14 protein-coding genes are annotated in these 14,708 nt (G+C 70.6%); 4 read left to right on the plus strand and 10 right to left on the minus strand.

Annotated elements, in window-relative coordinates; translation table 11 throughout:
* Positions 1-14: 14 nt before the first annotated feature.
* Together F1734_RS08420 and F1734_RS08425 are read right to left on the minus strand one after the other, a co-directional pair.
* Complete coding sequence (locus F1734_RS08420) at positions 15-812, minus strand: SDR family oxidoreductase (protein WP_140188392.1); 798 nt, start codon at positions 810-812, stop codon at positions 15-17.
* Between the two features lie 2 nt (positions 813-814).
* Entirely contained in the window at positions 815-2,065 is a 1,251-nt protein-coding gene (locus F1734_RS08425; RefSeq protein ID WP_010592870.1) for an acyl-CoA dehydrogenase family protein, read from the minus strand.
* A 169-nt stretch (positions 2,066-2,234) separates the two neighbouring features.
* Here F1734_RS08425 and F1734_RS08430 point away from each other — a divergent pair, with 169 nt between their 5' ends.
* Complete coding sequence (locus F1734_RS08430) at positions 2,235-2,711, plus strand: MaoC family dehydratase (RefSeq protein ID WP_010592869.1); 477 nt, start codon at positions 2,235-2,237, stop codon at positions 2,709-2,711.
* A 66-nt stretch (positions 2,712-2,777) separates the two neighbouring features.
* Here the strand turns inward: F1734_RS08430 and F1734_RS08435 are convergent, their stop codons facing one another.
* Entirely contained in the window at positions 2,778-4,145 is a 1,368-nt protein-coding gene (locus F1734_RS08435; RefSeq protein ID WP_010592868.1) for an MFS transporter, read from the minus strand.
* A gap of 165 nt (positions 4,146-4,310) precedes the next feature.
* Between F1734_RS08435 and F1734_RS08440 the strand changes: the two genes are divergently transcribed.
* On the plus strand, positions 4,311-5,828 hold the full coding sequence (locus F1734_RS08440) for an AMP-binding protein (RefSeq protein ID WP_203011516.1): 1,518 nt from the start codon (positions 4,311-4,313) through the stop codon (positions 5,826-5,828).
* A gap of 53 nt (positions 5,829-5,881) precedes the next feature.
* On the opposite strand, the gene F1734_RS08445 is transcribed toward F1734_RS08440, so the two are convergent.
* The 3 genes from F1734_RS08445 to glpX form a co-directional block, all read right to left on the minus strand.
* Positions 5,882-6,856, minus strand: a complete 975-nt coding sequence (locus tag F1734_RS08445) for a phosphotriesterase family protein (RefSeq protein WP_010592866.1) — start codon at positions 6,854-6,856, stop codon at positions 5,882-5,884.
* 85 nt (positions 6,857-6,941) lie between these two features.
* Entirely contained in the window at positions 6,942-8,351 is a 1,410-nt protein-coding gene (locus tag F1734_RS08450; protein ID WP_048771860.1) for a class II fumarate hydratase, read from the minus strand.
* 84 nt (positions 8,352-8,435) lie between these two features.
* Positions 8,436-9,473, minus strand: coding sequence for a class II fructose-bisphosphatase (gene glpX, locus F1734_RS08455; RefSeq protein ID WP_010592864.1), 1,038 nt, complete (start codon positions 9,471-9,473; stop codon positions 8,436-8,438).
* 178 nt (positions 9,474-9,651) lie between these two features.
* Between glpX and F1734_RS08460 the strand changes: the two genes are divergently transcribed.
* Entirely contained in the window at positions 9,652-10,221 is a 570-nt protein-coding gene (locus F1734_RS08460) for a DUF4245 domain-containing protein (protein WP_082170354.1), read from the plus strand.
* 104 nt (positions 10,222-10,325) lie between these two features.
* On the opposite strand, the gene F1734_RS08465 is transcribed toward F1734_RS08460, so the two are convergent.
* From F1734_RS08465 to F1734_RS08475, 3 genes are read right to left on the minus strand one after another with little or no spacing between them, the layout of a single operon-like run.
* Positions 10,326-10,586: an exodeoxyribonuclease VII small subunit gene (locus F1734_RS08465; RefSeq protein WP_010592861.1), complete on the minus strand. Its 261-nt coding sequence runs from the start codon at positions 10,584-10,586 to the stop codon at positions 10,326-10,328.
* Positions 10,587-10,596: 10 nt separating this feature from the next.
* Positions 10,597-11,844 carry an exodeoxyribonuclease VII large subunit gene (xseA, locus tag F1734_RS08470; RefSeq protein ID WP_017680269.1) on the minus strand — a complete coding sequence of 416 codons (1,248 nt, stop codon included), beginning with the start codon at positions 11,842-11,844 and terminating at the stop codon, positions 10,597-10,599.
* Entirely contained in the window at positions 11,841-12,596 is a 756-nt protein-coding gene (locus F1734_RS08475) for a lipid droplet-associated protein (RefSeq protein ID WP_017680268.1), read from the minus strand. Before F1734_RS08475 ends, xseA begins: the two co-directional genes overlap by 4 nt.
* 79 nt (positions 12,597-12,675) lie before the next feature.
* Between F1734_RS08475 and F1734_RS08480 the strand changes: the two genes are divergently transcribed.
* Positions 12,676-13,677: a 4-hydroxy-3-methylbut-2-enyl diphosphate reductase gene (locus tag F1734_RS08480; protein ID WP_010592858.1), complete on the plus strand. Its 1,002-nt coding sequence runs from the start codon at positions 12,676-12,678 to the stop codon at positions 13,675-13,677.
* Positions 13,678-13,721: 44 nt separating this feature from the next.
* Here the strand turns inward: F1734_RS08480 and F1734_RS08485 are convergent, their stop codons facing one another.
* The gene (locus F1734_RS08485) at positions 13,722-14,672 is read right to left on the minus strand and encodes a DUF6542 domain-containing protein (RefSeq protein ID WP_203011829.1); all 951 of its coding nucleotides are present in this window, start codon (positions 14,670-14,672) and stop codon (positions 13,722-13,724) included.
* Positions 14,673-14,708: the final 36 nt, after the last annotated feature.

The raw sequence follows: 14,708 nt of genomic DNA on the forward strand, positions 1-14,708 counted from the left end.
TGTGCGGGGTGCGCTCACGGGGCGACGGCGACGCCGGCCTCCGCTGCGGCGGCGGTGCCGAGCATCGCGCCGCCGTCGACGACGAGGGTCTCGCCGGTGATCCAGCTCGCGGCGTCGGAGGCGAGAAAGGCCACCGCCGAGGCGATGTCGGCCGGCTCGCCGATCCTGCCGAGCGGCAGGGCCGCCTCGAGCCGGTCCTCGTGGTCCTTCCAGAGGGCTTCGGCGAGACGGGTGCGCACGACACCCGGGGCGACGGCGTTGACCCGCACCCGCGGCGCCAGTTCCAGGGCGAGCTGGCGGGTGAGGTGGATCAGTGCCGCCTTCGAGGCGTTGTACAGGCCGATGTTCGCCTCGGGTGCCATCCCTCCGATGGAGGCGGTGTTGACCACTGCTCCGCCGTGCTCGCCCATCCACGCCTGCACGGCCAGTGAGGTCCACAGCACCGGACCCCAGAGGTTGACGTCGAAGGTCTTGGCGAAGCGTGCGTGGTCCTGGGCGAGCACCGGACCGAACGCGGGGTTGGTGCCGGCATTGTTGACCAGGATGTCCAGGCGCCCGAACCGCTCGACGGTGAGGTCGACGCACCTCCGGGCCGCGTCCTCGTCGACCGCATGCGCGCCGACGCCGAGTGCCGTGCCGCGCACCCCGGCCGCGGTGACCTGGGCGGCCGCGGCGTCGGCCGCGTCCTGCTTGCGGGAGGTGAGCACCACGTTCGCGCCGGCCGCTGCGAGGTCCCGGGCGACGGCCAGCCCGATACCGCGGGAGGCGCCGGTGACGAGCGCGGTGCGGCCGGTCAGATCGAGTCCGGTCATCGTCAGCCCACCGTCACCTTGTGGCCGTTGACCGAGGCGGCGGGAGCGGTGCGGTACTTGCGCAGTTCGGCGACGGCGATGGACCGCTTGTGCACCTCGTCGGGGCCGTCGGCCAGGCGCAGGGTGCGCATGTGCGCGTACATCATGGCGAGCGGGAAGTCGTCGGTGACGCCTCCGCCGCCGTGCACCTGGATGGCGCGGTCGATGATCTTCAGCGCCATCGCCGGGGCGGCGACCTTGATCGCGGCGATCTCCATCCGGGCCTGCTTGTTGCCGACGGTGTCCATCAGGTGGGCAGCCTTGAGCGTGAGCAGCCGTGTCATCTCGATCTCGATCCGGGCCTCGGCGATCCAGTCCTGGATGTTGGCGCGCTCGCTCACGGGCTGACCGAACGTGACCCGGCTCGACGCGCGCCGGCACAGCAGTTCGAGGGCTCGCTCGGCCATGCCGATGGCGCGCATGCAGTGGTGGATGCGGCCGGGGCCGAGGCGGGCCTGGCTGATCGCGAAGCCCTCGCCCTCGCCGGCGAGCACGTCCTTGCTCGGCACCCGCACGTTCTCGAAGGTGATCTCGGCGTGGCCCTCGCGGTCGGCGTAACCGAAGACCGGGAGGTTGCGCACGACGGTCACGCCGGGAGCGTCGATGGGCACCACCATCATCGACTGCTGGCGGTGCGGGGCCGCCGTGGGGTCGGTCTTGCCCATGACGATGAGGACCTTGCAGTTCTTGTGCATCGCGTTGGAGGCGAACCACTTGCGCCCGTTGAGGACGTACTCGTCGCCGTCCCGGACCATGGACAGCTCGATGTTGGTGGCGTCGGAGCTGGCGACGGCGGGTTCGGTCATCGCGAACGCCGAGGCCATCGTGCCGTCGAGCAGCGGGCGCAGGTACTTCTCCTTGTGCTCGTCGGTCCCGAAGAGGGTGAGCACCTCCATGTTGCCGGTGTCGGGTGCGTTGCAGTTGCACGCCTCGGAGGCGATGTGGCTGCGGCCCATGATCTCGGCGAGGGGCGCGTACTCGAGGTTGGTCAGGCCCGGGCCCCAGTCGGGGTGGGGGTGGAAGAGGTTCCACAGGCCGCGCCGGCGGGCCTCGGCCTTGAGCTCCTCGAGGATCGGGGGCTGGAAGTGCGGGTCCCCGGAGGCGCGCATCTGTTCCTCGTACACCGACTCGGCGGGGTAGACGTGCTCGTCCATGAAGGCGAGGAGGGCGTCGCGGTACTGCACGGTGCGTTCGGACATTTCGTAGACCGACATGGTCACTCCTGGCGGAAGGGGAGGGGCAGGGCTGGGGATCGCCCGTCGTCGAGGTACGTCGCGAACAGGATGGTGACGGACGTCTCCCTCCCTGTATAGTTGAACGCGGTTTCAACTTCAAGTTTTGATTCGGCGCGAGTCGCTCCGGCCGCGCGGAGAGGAAGCATCCATGACCGACGACATCAGCACCCTGCCCGTGCGACCCACGGGCCTCGACGACCTCCGGGACCTGGTGGGACGGGACATCGGACCGACGGACTGGGTGACCGTGACCCAGGAACTCGTGAACGCCTTCGCCGAGGTCACCGACGACCACCAGTGGATCCATGTCGACCCCGAGCGCGCCGCGACGAGTCCGCTGGGGACGACGATCGCGCACGGTCTGCTCGTGCTCTCGCTGGGGCCGGGCCTGTCCTACAAGCTCATGAGCTTCGACGGGTTCGCCCACGGCCTCAACTACGGCTACGACAAGGTGCGCTTCGTCTCGCCGCTGCCGGTCGGTTCCCGCATCCGGATGCGCATGCAGGTGCTCGGGGCCGAGGCCGCCGGTGGCGGCATCCAGATCCGGACGCTGCAGACGTTCGAGCGCGAGGGGCAGGAGAAGCCGGTCGCGGTGGCCGAGTCGCTCGCCCGCGTCGTCGCCTGAGCTGCGTACGGCACAGATGCTGCCGGCCTCCACGAGCGATCGTGGAGGCCGGCAGCACCCGTTCGGTTACCGTGCGTGGGCGATGCCCGGGACGGCCTTCGGGTCGCGGCGCACCTCCGCGGGGTTGGTCTCCTTGAGCACCCACGCCGAGAACAGCGTGAGGGCGCCCATGAGGGCCACGAACACCGAGACCAGGGTGGTCGTGCCGGTGTTGGCGATCAGGGCGGTCATGATGAACGGCGTGCCGCCGCTGACGGTGACGGCGGCGAGCTGGTAGGCGAGCGACGCGCCGGAGAGCCGGACGTTGGGCTCGAAGAGCTCGCCCAGGTACGCCGCCAGCGGGCCGTAGGTCATGGACTGGAAGATCGACCCGACCGTGACGGCCACCGCGAACAACGCGAGGTTCGCGGTATTGACGAGCCAGAAGTAGGGGAATGCCCACAGCACGAGTGCCGCGGCCCCGATCATGATCATCGGCCGGCGGCCGATGCGGTCGGAGATCCACCCCGACCACAGGATGAACCCGAGGCCCACCAGCGAGCTCGCCAGCGAGATGGCCAGGATCGAATTGCGGTCCATGCCGAGTTCGGTTGTGCCGTAGCTCAGGACGCCGGCGATGCTGATGTAGAACAGCGAGTTGGTTGCGGCGAGCAGACCGCAGCCCAGCAGGATCTTGCGCCAGTGGGTGCGGATCGCCTCGGCGAGCGGGGCCTGGACGACCTGCTGCTCGGGCCGCTTGGCCGCGACTTCGGCCTGCAGTTCCCGGAATTCGGGGGTGTCCTCCACCTTGGTCTGGATGTAGAGGACGACGGGGAACAGCGCGGCACTGGCGAGGAACGGAATCCGCCAGCCCCAGTCGAGGAACACCTCGTTCGACATCGCGGCCGTCGCCGTGAGGAACGCGACGTTGCCCAGGATGACGCCGCACGGCACGCCCATCTGCCCGAACGTGCCGGCGAAGCCTCGACGTTTGGGATCGGCGGACTCGGTGAGCAGCAGGACGATTCCACCCCACTGCCCGCCGCAGGCGAGGCCCTGCAGGAAGCGGAGCGTCACCAGCAGGATGGGGGCGAGGACCCCGATGGCGGCGGCGGAGGGCAGGCAGCCGATCAGGAACGTCGCCAGACCCATGAGCAGCAGGCAGACCACGACGACGGGTTTGCGGCCGTAGCGGTCACCGAAGTGGCCGGCCACGAGCCCGCCGAGGGGCCGGGCGACGAACCCGGCCCAGAAGGTGCTGAAGGACAACAGCGTTCCCATCAGGGGGGAGCTGTCGGGGAAGAACACGTGCGGGAACACCAGCGCCGCGGCGGTGCCGTACAGAAAGAAGTCGTACCACTCGATCGAGCTGCCGATGAGCCCGGCGGCGAGCAGTTTACGATGAGCGCGCGTGTGGTGCGACGTGCCGGCGGTCGTGATGCCGGTCGGACTCACGGATGGCGATGTCACAGATCAATTCCTCCGGTCGGACGGGCCGAGAAACAGCACTCAAACATGAATTCGGGTTCAGGCTGTGGTGCTAGTCTGGGGCATCGGTCATGTGATGTCAATCACGAGCCGCTCTCCCCCACTATGTCTCTCGACGAAGGGAAACCACTCATGGCCAGTGTTCTCGACCCCGTCCTCGCCCACGCGGACGCGGCGCCGGAACGCATCGCCCTGCGCACGCGGGACGGGCAGCGGAGCTACCGCGAGCTGCGCGACGACGCGCTGCGCTACGGCGCGCTGCTCCGCAGCCGCGGCGTCGCCGCCGGCGACCGGGTGCTCCTGCTCGCTCCCTCCGTGCCCGAGTTCGTGGTGGCCTACCTCGGCATCCAGGCGCTCGGTGCCGTGGTGGTGCCGGTGAACACCATGTCCACCGCGGCCGAACTGCGCTACACCCTCGGGGATTCGCGGGCCGTGCTCGCGATCGCCTGGCATGCCGCCTCCGGCTCGGTGGCCGAGGCCGCGGAGGGGCTCGGTGTGCCGTGGCTGTCGCTGGAGCCCGGCGCCGCGGTCGAACAGGAGCCCGTCGATCCCGTCGACCGTGCCGACGGTGACACCGCGGCGGTGCTGTACACCTCGGGCACCACCGGCCGCCCGAAGGGGGCTCAGCTCACCGTCTCGAATCTGCTGTCTGCAGGACGCATTTCGTGCCGATTGTCCGAATCGGGACCCGAGGATCGAGTCGGGACCGGGCTGCCGCTGTTCCACATCTTCGGCCAGGCGTCGGTGATGATGTCGGCCTTCACCGCGGGGGCCTCCCTGTCCCTGCTGTCCCCGTTCGATCCGGCGGCGATGCTCGACCTCGTCGTCCGGGACCGGCTGACGGTGGTGTGCGGGGTGCCGACCATGTGGAACGCGATGCTGCATGCCGAATCTCCCTACGGACCAGCGGACTTCGCGGGACTCCGGCTGGCGGTATCGGGGGGAGCGTCGCTGCCGGGGGAGGTGGCCCGTGACTTCGAGCACCGCTTCGGCTGCACCATCCGGGAGGGATACGGCCTGACCGAGACCACGGCCATGGCGACCTTCTCGTGGGGGGACGTCCCGGCGCGCATCGGGTACAGCGGCACCGCGGCCCCGGACATCGAGGTCGAGGTCTACGGGCCGGACGGCGTCGCGTGCGGCCCGGGGGAGGTGGGCGAGGTGTTCGTCCGCGGACCCGTCGTCATGGCCGGCTACTGGCAGCGACCGGCCGACACCGCGGCCGTGCTCGACGACGAGGGCTGGTTCCGCACCGGCGATCTCGGGGAATTCGACGAGCAGGGCCGGTTGCGCATCGTCGACCGGGTCAAGGACCTCGTCATCCGGGGCGGCTACAACGTGTATCCCAGCGAGGTGGAGGAGGTGCTCTACGAGCATCCCGACGTGGTCGAGGCCGCCGTGGTGGGCGTGCCGGACCGCCACTACGGCGAGGAGATCGCCGCGGTGGTCGTGCTGCGCGACGACGCCGGCGCCGGTGCCGAGGACCTCGTGCGCTGGTGCCGGGAACGGTTGTCCGCCTACAAGGCGCCCCGCATCGTCCGCTTCGTGGACGCCCTGCCGAAGGGGGCGTCCGGGAAGATCCTCAAGCGGGCAATCGACCGGGACGAGTTGTCCCGGTTCGTCGTTCGCCGTTCCGAGTCGGCGGTGTGACCGGTGCCGTCCGCGGCCGGGTGGCGTGCCCGGCCGCGGACGGCCCGCCGGGCTCAGTACGTGTCGCGACGTTCGAAGATCTCGCGCGGGTTGTCGATCAGCATCCGGTCGATGTCCGTGTCGCCGACCCCGGCCTCCCGCAACGCGGGCAGCACGTCGTTGTGCAGGTGCATGTAGCTCCATCGCGGCGTCGCGACGGCGAGCATCTGCGGGTCGAGCCAGTCGTTGAGGGTGGCGTAGTCCTGCGAGAGCAGCATCCGGCCGGCATAGCCGCGCTCGACGAGGGCGGCGATGGTCTTCACCCGCTGCTCGAAGCCGAGATACACGTCCACGCCGCAGCGATCCATGCCGATGTACGAGCCGGCGTCCATCAGCGCCGTGAGATAGCCGATGTCGTCGGAATCGCCGCTGTGGCCGACGATCACACGCGAGAGGTCGACGCCCTCCTCGGTGAACAGGCGCTGCATCACCCGTCCGGACTCGGAGTGGGCGTGGGTGTGCACCGTGATCGGTACGCCGGTGCGGCGGTGGGCGACCGCCACGGCCCGTGCCGTCCGCTCGACTCCCGCGGTCAGGCCCGGGGCGTCGATGGCGCACTTGAGCATTCCCGCCCGCACTCCGGAGTCGAGGATGCCTTCCTCGATGTCGCGGACGAAGAAGTCCACCATCGGTTCCGGGCCGCCGAACAGGGTGTCGGGGCCGCGGTAGTGGAAGTAGTGCGGCAGGTCCATGTAGGTGTAGAGACCGGTCGCCACGACGATGTTCATGTCGGTGGCCTCGGCGACCCGTCGGATGAGGTCGATGTTGCGGCCGGTGCCGACCACGGTGAGGTCGACGAACGTGTCGAAGCCGGCCGCGTGCACCTCCCGGACGCGCGTGATCGCCTCGGCGACCGCCGCGTCCAGGTCGACGCCGATGTCCCAGTTGCCGTGCAGTTCGGGGGAGAGGACGAACAGGTGCTCGTGCATCAGTGTCCGGCCGAGGCTGCCGCTGTCGACGGTGCCGGTGACGGTGGGGACGGTGGTCATGACGTCTCGCTTCCTACGACCTGAATTAGAATTCAGCTTCGTATCAGATCACGATGAGACGCTCATCACAAGACCCCGGGTGTCGTCAGTCTCGCGGCTCCACCCGTGTCATCGCGAGCACGTCGAGCCGCCGATCCAGCTCCTCCTCGCTCAGGCCGTCACCGATCAGCCCCCGGTCGACGACCGTCTGCCGGATGGTCTTCTTCTCCCGCAGCGCCTCTTTCGCGACCGCAGCGGCCTCCTCGTACCCGATCGCCGAGTTCAGCGGCGTCACGATCGAGGGAGACGATTCGGCGAGGGTACGCAGATGCTCGGTGTTCGCCACGAGCCCGTCGACGCACCGCTCGGCGAACAGACGCGAGACGTTGGCCAGCAGGCGCAGCGACTCGAGCAGGTTGCGGGCCATCATCGGGATGTAGACGTTGAGCTCGAACGCGCCCGCGGCACCACCCCACGCCACGGCCGCGTCGTTGCCCACGACCTGCGCCGCCACCTGGGTCACCGCCTCCGGCAGCACGGGATTCACCTTCCCCGGCATGATCGAGCTGCCGGGCTGCAGATCCGGCAGCTGGATCTCGGCGAGACCCGTCAGCGGGCCGGACCCCATCCACCGGATGTCGTTGGCGATCTTCGTCAACGACACCGCGACGGTCCGCAGCGCCCCGGACGCCTCGACGAGACCGTCCCGCGCGGCTTGCGCCTCGAAGCTGTTCTTCGCCGGCGTCAGCGCCTCCACCCCGGTCACCCGCACCAGTTCGGCGACGACGCGGGGACCGAATCCCTCGGGGGCGTTCAGGCCCGTGCCGACCGCCGTGCCCCCGATGGCCAGCTCACCCAGCCGTGGCAGGGTCGCCTGCACCCGCTCGATGCCGGCCTCGATCTGCCGGGCGTAGCCCCCGAACTCCTGGCCGAGGGTGACCGGCACGGCATCCATCAAGTGCGTCCGCCCGGACTTGACGACGCGTCTCCACTCCTCCGCCTTCGCCGCGAGCGAGGCCCGCAGCTGGTCGAGGGCAGGGACGAGATCCTTCACCGCCGCCTCGGTGGCGGCGACATGCGTCGCGGTCGGGAAGGTGTCGTTCGACGACTGCGACATGTTGACGTGATCGTTGGGATGTACGGTCACCCCGCGCTGCGCGGCGATGCTCGCGATGACCTCGTTGGCATTCATGTTCGAGCTCGTGCCCGAACCGGTCTGGAACACGTCGATGGGGAACTGGTCGTCGTGCAGACCCTCGGCGATCTCGGTAGCGGCGGCGACGATCGCGTCGGCCTTCTCCGCGTCGAGCAGACCCAGATCCTTGTTCACCTGGGCGCACGCCGCCTTGAGCAGGCCCATCGCGCGGATCTGGGTGCGCTCGAGACCGCGGCCGGAGATCGGGAAGTTCTCCACGGCCCGCTGGGTCTGAGCGCGCCACAGGGCGTCGGCCGGGACCCGGACCTCGCCCATGGTGTCGTGTTCGATTCGGAACTGCTGCTCGGAATTGTCGGCCATGGCTTCACAGTAGGCCGCTCGAGCCGCAGCGGCGCCCCTTCGGACCGGCGGAGATCCGAAAGGGCGCCACGACCGCGAACCGGGTCACGGCATGGGAGGAACGGCCCCCGCGACGCCGTGGAAATCGATCGAGGTGAACTCGCTGAGCTTCTTCAGCCGGTGGTACGCCTCGACCATCCGGACGGTGCCGGACTTGCTGCGCATCACGATCGACTGCGTCGTCGCGCCGCCGCCGTAGTAGCGGACACCCTTCACCAGCTCACCGTCGGTGACGCCGGTCGCGCAGAAGAAGATGTTCTCACCCTTGACCAGGTCGGTGGTGGTCAGCACGCGGCCCGGCTCGTGACCCGCGTCGATCGCCTTCTGCCGCTCCTCGTCGTCCTTCGGCGCCAGGCGACCCTGCAGCGCGCCGCCCATGCACCGCATCGCGGCCGCGGCGATGATGCCCTCCGGGGTGCCGCCGATGCCCAGCAGCATGTCGACACCCGAACCCGGGCGCGCCGCGGCGATCGCACCGGCGACGTCACCGTCGGAGATCAGCCGGATACGGGCGCCGGTCGCGCGCACATCGCTGATGAGCTGCGCGTGCCGGGGGCGGTCCAGGATCGTGACGGTGATGTCGGAGATCTCCGAGTGCTTCGCCTTCGCCACGCGGCTGATGTTCTCGGCGACCGGCGCGGTGATATCGATGACGTCCGCGGCCTCCGGGCCGACAGCGATCTTGTCCATGTAGAACACGGCGGACGGGTCGAACATGGCGCCGCGCTCGGCGACGGCGAGCACCGCGATGGAGCCGGGTGCGCCCTTCGCCATCAAAGTGGTGCCGTCGATCGGGTCGACCGCCACGTCGCACAGCGGTCCGTCGCCGTTGCCGACCTCCTCGCCGTTGTAGAGCATGGGCGCCTCGTCCTTCTCGCCCTCGCCGATCACGACGACGCCGCGCATGGACACCGAACTGACCATGTGACGCATGGCGTCGACGGCGGCGCCGTCGCCACCTTCCTTGTCGCCACGGCCGACCCAGCGGCCCGCAGCCATCGCCGCGGCCTCGGTGACACGCACCAGCTCGAGGGCGAGATTGCGGTCCGGGGCCTGGCGGCGGGTCGGGGTGCTGGCCGTCATGGGCTACTGCCTCCTGGTGCGGTCGGTCGACGTGGTTGCCGACGCGGGACGGACGTCGAAGGGACGACCGTCGGGTTCCGATGGTTTCGAGTGGTAATTCTCTCATCACCGTCCCGTGAGCGGGGCTCGGACCCGGCCACGTGCGGGTATCGGTGCCGACGGCTGTCAGACTGGAGGCGTGGCCCCCCAGAAACCCCGCATTCTCCACGACACGCGCGACATGGCGTGGTCGCTGATTCCGCTGCTGCTGATCATGGTCGTAGTGGCCGCCATCGCCAGCCAGTGCTCCTTCAGCCCCGGCGGCCCCACCGCGGGACCCGTGCCCAGCTTCGACGTCGACGCGGGCCTGAAGTACGACGCGCGTGAGCTGGACTTCCCGATCCGGCAGCCGAAGGTGCCCGAGGACTGGCAGGCGAACTCCGGCAGCCGCAGCATCATCACCGGCGAACAGGGCGGCGACTCGAGCACCGTCGGGTACATCACCCCCGCCGGCCGGTACGTGCGGTTCACCCAGTCGAACGCGGGGGAGGACGAGCTGGTGCGGTTCGTCGCCGGGGAGCCGCGCACCGCGACGGGGGCGCAGGACATCGCCGGCCGCGACTGGGTGGTCTACGGCGGGCAGGGTGTCGAACCGCTGTGGGTGTCCGACTTCGGCGACGTCCGGATCCTCGTCGGTGGTTCCGGCGACGAGGCCGAGTTCCGCGAGCTCGCGGCCGCAGCGGGGGCGGCTGAGCCGCTACAGCCCTGACGGGCGCGCCGCTACAGCCCTGACGGGCGCGCCGCTACAGCCCTGACGGGCGCGCCGCTACAGCCCTGACGGGCGCGCCGCTACAGCCCTGACGGGCGCGCCGCTCACTCGTCGTCTTCGTCCACCTCGTCGTCGCTGTGCGCCAGCGCGGCCTCCACGCGCTGCCGGGCGCCGGCGAGATGCTCCTCGCAGCGGCGCGCGAGCGCCTCGCCCCGCTCCCACAGCGTCAGCGACTCGTCCAGGTCCAGGCCACCCTGTTCGAGCATCTTGACCACGTTGACCAGCTCGTCGCGCGCCCGCTCGTAGCCGAACTCCGCAACGTCGTCGTTCGGGCCGCTCACGGGCGTGTCCTTCGTCTCGCTCATCCGTTCCTCGTCACTTCTCTCGTCCGATGACGGCCGCGCGCACCGCACCGTCGGCGACCCGCACCCGCAGCTGGGTGCCGGGCGGTGCGTCGTCGACGGACCGCAGCACCTCCGCGTCCCCGTCCGGGACCATCCGCTGCACCACCGCGTAGCCGCGGGCCAGGGTGGCGGCGGGACCGAGCGTCCCGAGTCGCGCCCCGAGATGTTCGATCCGGGTGGCCTCGGCGGCGATCGCCCGGGCCACGTCGCGTCGGGCGCACTGCCGCAGCCGCTCGATCTCCTCGCGCCGCTGGTCGACGGTGCGCAGCGGGTCTGCGAGCACCGGCCGGCTGCGCAGCTGTTCGATCACGTGCTCCTCCCTGCGCACCCAGTTGCGCAGCGCCGCCGCCGCCCGCTCTCGCAGCTCGTCCACCAGGTCCTGCTCGGCCACCGCGTCCGGCACGATCCGTTTCGCCGCGTCCGTGGGGGTGGCCGCCCGCAGATCGGCGACGTAGTCGGACAGCGGGCTGTCCGGTTCGTGCCCGATCGCGCTGACCACCGGCGTCGTGCACCGGACGATCGCGCGGCACAGCGCCTCGTCGGAGAACGGCAGCAGGTCCTCCACGCTGCCGCCGCCGCGCGCGAGCACGATCACGTCGACGGACGGGTCCGCGTCGAGTTCCTCGAGCGCCTCGAGGATCTGCGGGACCGCGGTGGGCCCCTGGACGGCGGTGTTGCGGATCTCGAAACGGACCGCCGGCCACCGGCGCTGCGCGACGCTGAGCACGTCCCGTTCGGCGGCGCTCGCCCGGCCGGTGATCAGACCGATCCGGTGCGGCAGGAACGGCAGGGGCCGTTTGAGCCGCGGGTCGAACAGCCCCTCGGCCGCGAGCAGCGCCCGTAGCCGCTCGATCCGAGCGAGGAGTTCGCCGATTCCGACGGCCCGGATCTCGGTGACCCGCAGGGCCAGGGTGCCGCGGCCGGTCCAGAACGACAGCTTCCCGAACATCACCACCCGGCTGCCCTCGGTGAGCGGCACAGGGGAGTTCTGCACCAGCTGCGGCGAGCACGTCACCGACAGCGACATGTCCGCCGACGGGTCCCGCAGCGTGAGGAAGGCGGTGCGGGTGCCGGGACGCACGTTGAGCTGGGTGATCTGTCCCTCCACCCAGACCGAGCCGAGCCGGTCGATCCAGCTCGCGACCTTCTGCGAGACGGTCCGGACGGGCCACGGATGTTCCGCGGAGTTGGACGGGGTGGCCGTGGGCGCGGAGGTCACTTGGTGCTTGCGTTCGCGATCCGGTTGGACAGCATGGTCTCGAACGGGTCCCGCGCGCGGGTGGCGCTTTCGTACTCGAGCAGCGCCCGCAGGTCCTCGACCGACAGGGTGCGCATCCGCGCCCGCAGTTGCGCCAGGGTCAGCGACGGGTAGTCGAGCAGTTCGACGATCTCGGGAAGCTCGGCCCCGGCCGCGCTCCCGGCGGCAGCCTTCTTCGCGGTCTTCTTCGCCGGTGCCTTCGCTGCCTTCTTCGCCGGCTTCGTCGCGGTCGTGTCGGCGTCGTCGCCGGCTGCGGTCGTGCCGGCACTGATCTTGGCGGCGGTGGACTCGGCGGTCGACTCGGCTCCGGCGCGGGGCCCGGACCCCTCCGTCCCGGCGCCGGCGGACTTCCCGGCCCTCGAATCGGTGGGGACCGGCACCGCCGCCTCCGTCGCGGGCGGCATCGAGTAGAGGGCGAAGCGTCCCGGTGCCCCCGCGGTCGACGGCTCGGCAATGCCCACCGGTTCGGCGTCGTCGTCGAAGGTGGCCCACGACGGCGCCTCGGCGGGGGCAGCGCCGAGCAGCTCGAACAACTGGTCGCCCTTGATCGCGAGCGACGTCATCGTCTGCTGGATCCGCATCGTCGTCTGAAGGATCTGGCTGACCGTGGTCATCGGCAGGGCGACCGCGGTGGACGGCAGCTTGAGGGTCTCTTCGTACGCGGTGACGGCCAGCCCGGCCGCCACCCGCGCCATGAACGGTGGACGGATCATGGGAAACAGACTGCCTCACGTGCCGCCCGATTGGTAGCCGAGGACGGCCGGCCCCGCGGACGGCCCGTACCCTGGAGGCATGTCTGCGCCTGTTCCCCTCGAAGTCGGAATCACTCGGTCGGCCGGTTCACCGGCTGCCGGCAAGCGCGTCCTGCTCGCCGAGCCGCGCGGGTACTGCGCCGGTGTCGACCGGGCCGTCGAAACGGTGGAGAAGGCACTCGAGAAGCATGGTGCCCCGATCTACGTCCGCAAGGAGATCGTCCACAACCGGCACGTGGTCGAGACCCTCGCCGAGCGAGGTGTCGTCTTCGTCGAGGAGACCGACGAGGTACCCGAGGGCGCGGTGCTCGTGTTCTCGGCGCACGGTGTCTCCCCTGCGGTGCACGCCTCCGCCGCCGAACGCAGCCTGCGCACCATCGATGCCACGTGCCCCCTGGTGACGAAGGTGCATCAGGAGGCGAAGCGCTTCGCCCGCGACGACTACGACATCCTGCTCATCGGTCACGAAGGCCACGAGGAGGTGGAGGGCACTGCCGGCGAGGCCCCCGACCACGTCCAGCTCGTCGACGGTCCGGACGCGGTCGACCAGGTCACCGTGCGCGACGAGGCGAAGGTCATCTGGCTCTCGCAGACCACCCTCAGCGTCGACGAGACCATGGAGACGGTCCAGCGGCTGCGCGCGAAGTTCCCGCTGCTGCAGGATCCCCCGAGCGACGACATCTGCTACGCCACCCAGAATCGGCAGGTGGCGGTCAAGGCGATGGCGCCCGAATGCGACCTGGTCATCGTCGTGGGGTCCCGCAATTCGTCGAACTCGGTCCGGCTCGTGGAGGTGGCTCTGGGGGCCGGTGCCCGGGCCGCGCATCTCGTCGACTACGCCCGCGAGGTCGACCCGGCATGGCTCGACGGCGTCCGGACCGTGGGCATCACCTCCGGCGCCTCGGTGCCGGAGGTCCTCGTACGCGGCGTGATCGACCTGCTCGCCGAGCACGGTTTCGCCGACGTGCAGTCGGTCACCACAGCCAACGAGACCTTGGTGTTCGCGCTGCCGCGCGAACTGCGCTCCGCGCGTCGCGCGTAATCCGGCGCGCGTGATCCGGCGCGTGTGATCCGGCGCGGACTCGGTCAGTCCTCGTACCGGTCCCGATAGCGCACCCGGGGCTGCCGGTAGTCCGGGGTCTCCGGTCCCGGCGCCCGCCGACGGGACGGCGGGGGCACCTCTCCCCGCTCGTAGGGACGGTCGGGGCGGGAGCGGTGATCGCCGCGCCGGTCGTAGTCCCGGCGGGTCTCGGCGGCCCGCCGTGGGGCCGGTTCGGCTCGCCGTGGGGCCGGTTCGGCCCGTCGTGGGGCGGGTTCGGCCCGTCGTGGGGCCGGTTCGGCCCGCCGGGTCCGGTAGGCGACATCGGGTGCCGCGGGCGGCTCGCCGGCGCCGCGGCGCGCCGCGTCCGGAGCCGGGGCGGTGGTGCGGCGCCGCACCACCGGGTTGTCGCGCGTGTCTGCAACCTGTCGCACGCTGGCCTTGGTGGAGGCCGGGGGTCGGGCGGCCGCACGGGCGCGACGTCCCCGCGCCGGCTTCGCAGCCCCACCACCGTCGCGGTCCAGCTGCGAGTCGCGTGACGGGGCCCCGGCGGCGCGTGCGCCCCGCCGGCGCGGACGGGCCGGGGCCGGTACCTGCGACCGGCTCAGGAAGATCCGCAGCCCGCCGACGACCAGGACCGCCACCGTGGCGGTGAGCATCACCGGGAACCGGTTCACCAGCGGATACGCCACGTTGAGCGCCAGGTCCTTCAGGCCCCCACCACCGGATTCGACGAGGAACTCCTGCGCGATCGGAACGGCGACGAGCAGCAGCAGCGGCGGCTGGGCCATCGCGGTGAACAGCGCCCGATGCTGCACGGCCGCTACCGCCGCGACGCAACCGAGCACGTAGAACGCGGAGAACGCCGAACCCAGTTCGTTACCGCGTGCCGCATCGATGAGGAAGCCGAGCAGGGTCGAGCTCGCCGCGACGAGGACCGCGCCCCACCACGGGACGCCAGGCACAGTGGGCGCCACCGACCGCATGTCGAGCGGCACCGCCGAGCGAGCACGTTGCGTTGCAGACACATGTCG

The sequence above is a fragment of the Rhodococcus ruber genome, assembly GCF_016804345.1.
Classification (GTDB): Bacteria; Actinomycetota; Actinomycetes; order Mycobacteriales; family Mycobacteriaceae; genus Rhodococcus; species Rhodococcus ruber.

Bases quoted from the DNA above. Each gene is read 5' to 3' on its own strand.
- F1734_RS08445 (WP_010592866.1), bottom strand. From the start codon at position 6,856: ATGACCACCGTCCCCACCGTCACCGGCACCGTCGACAGCGGCAGCCTC.
- F1734_RS08450 (WP_048771860.1), bottom strand. From the start codon at position 8,351: ATGGCCGACAATTCCGAGCAGCAGTTCCGAATCGAACACGACACCATG.
- glpX (WP_010592864.1), bottom strand. From the start codon at position 9,473: ATGACGGCCAGCACCCCGACCCGCCGCCAGGCCCCGGACCGCAATCTC.
- F1734_RS08440 (WP_203011516.1), top strand. From the start codon at position 4,311: ATGGCCAGTGTTCTCGACCCCGTCCTCGCCCACGCGGACGCGGCGCCG.
- F1734_RS08430 (WP_010592869.1), top strand. From the start codon at position 2,235: ATGACCGACGACATCAGCACCCTGCCCGTGCGACCCACGGGCCTCGAC.
- F1734_RS08465 (WP_010592861.1), bottom strand. From the start codon at position 10,586: ATGAGCGAGACGAAGGACACGCCCGTGAGCGGCCCGAACGACGACGTT.
- F1734_RS08425 (WP_010592870.1), bottom strand. From the start codon at position 2,065: ATGTCGGTCTACGAAATGTCCGAACGCACCGTGCAGTACCGCGACGCC.
- F1734_RS08475 (WP_017680268.1), bottom strand. From the start codon at position 12,596: ATGATCCGTCCACCGTTCATGGCGCGGGTGGCGGCCGGGCTGGCCGTC.
- F1734_RS08420 (WP_140188392.1), bottom strand. From the start codon at position 812: ATGACCGGACTCGATCTGACCGGCCGCACCGCGCTCGTCACCGGCGCC.
- F1734_RS08480 (WP_010592858.1), top strand. From the start codon at position 12,676: ATGTCTGCGCCTGTTCCCCTCGAAGTCGGAATCACTCGGTCGGCCGGT.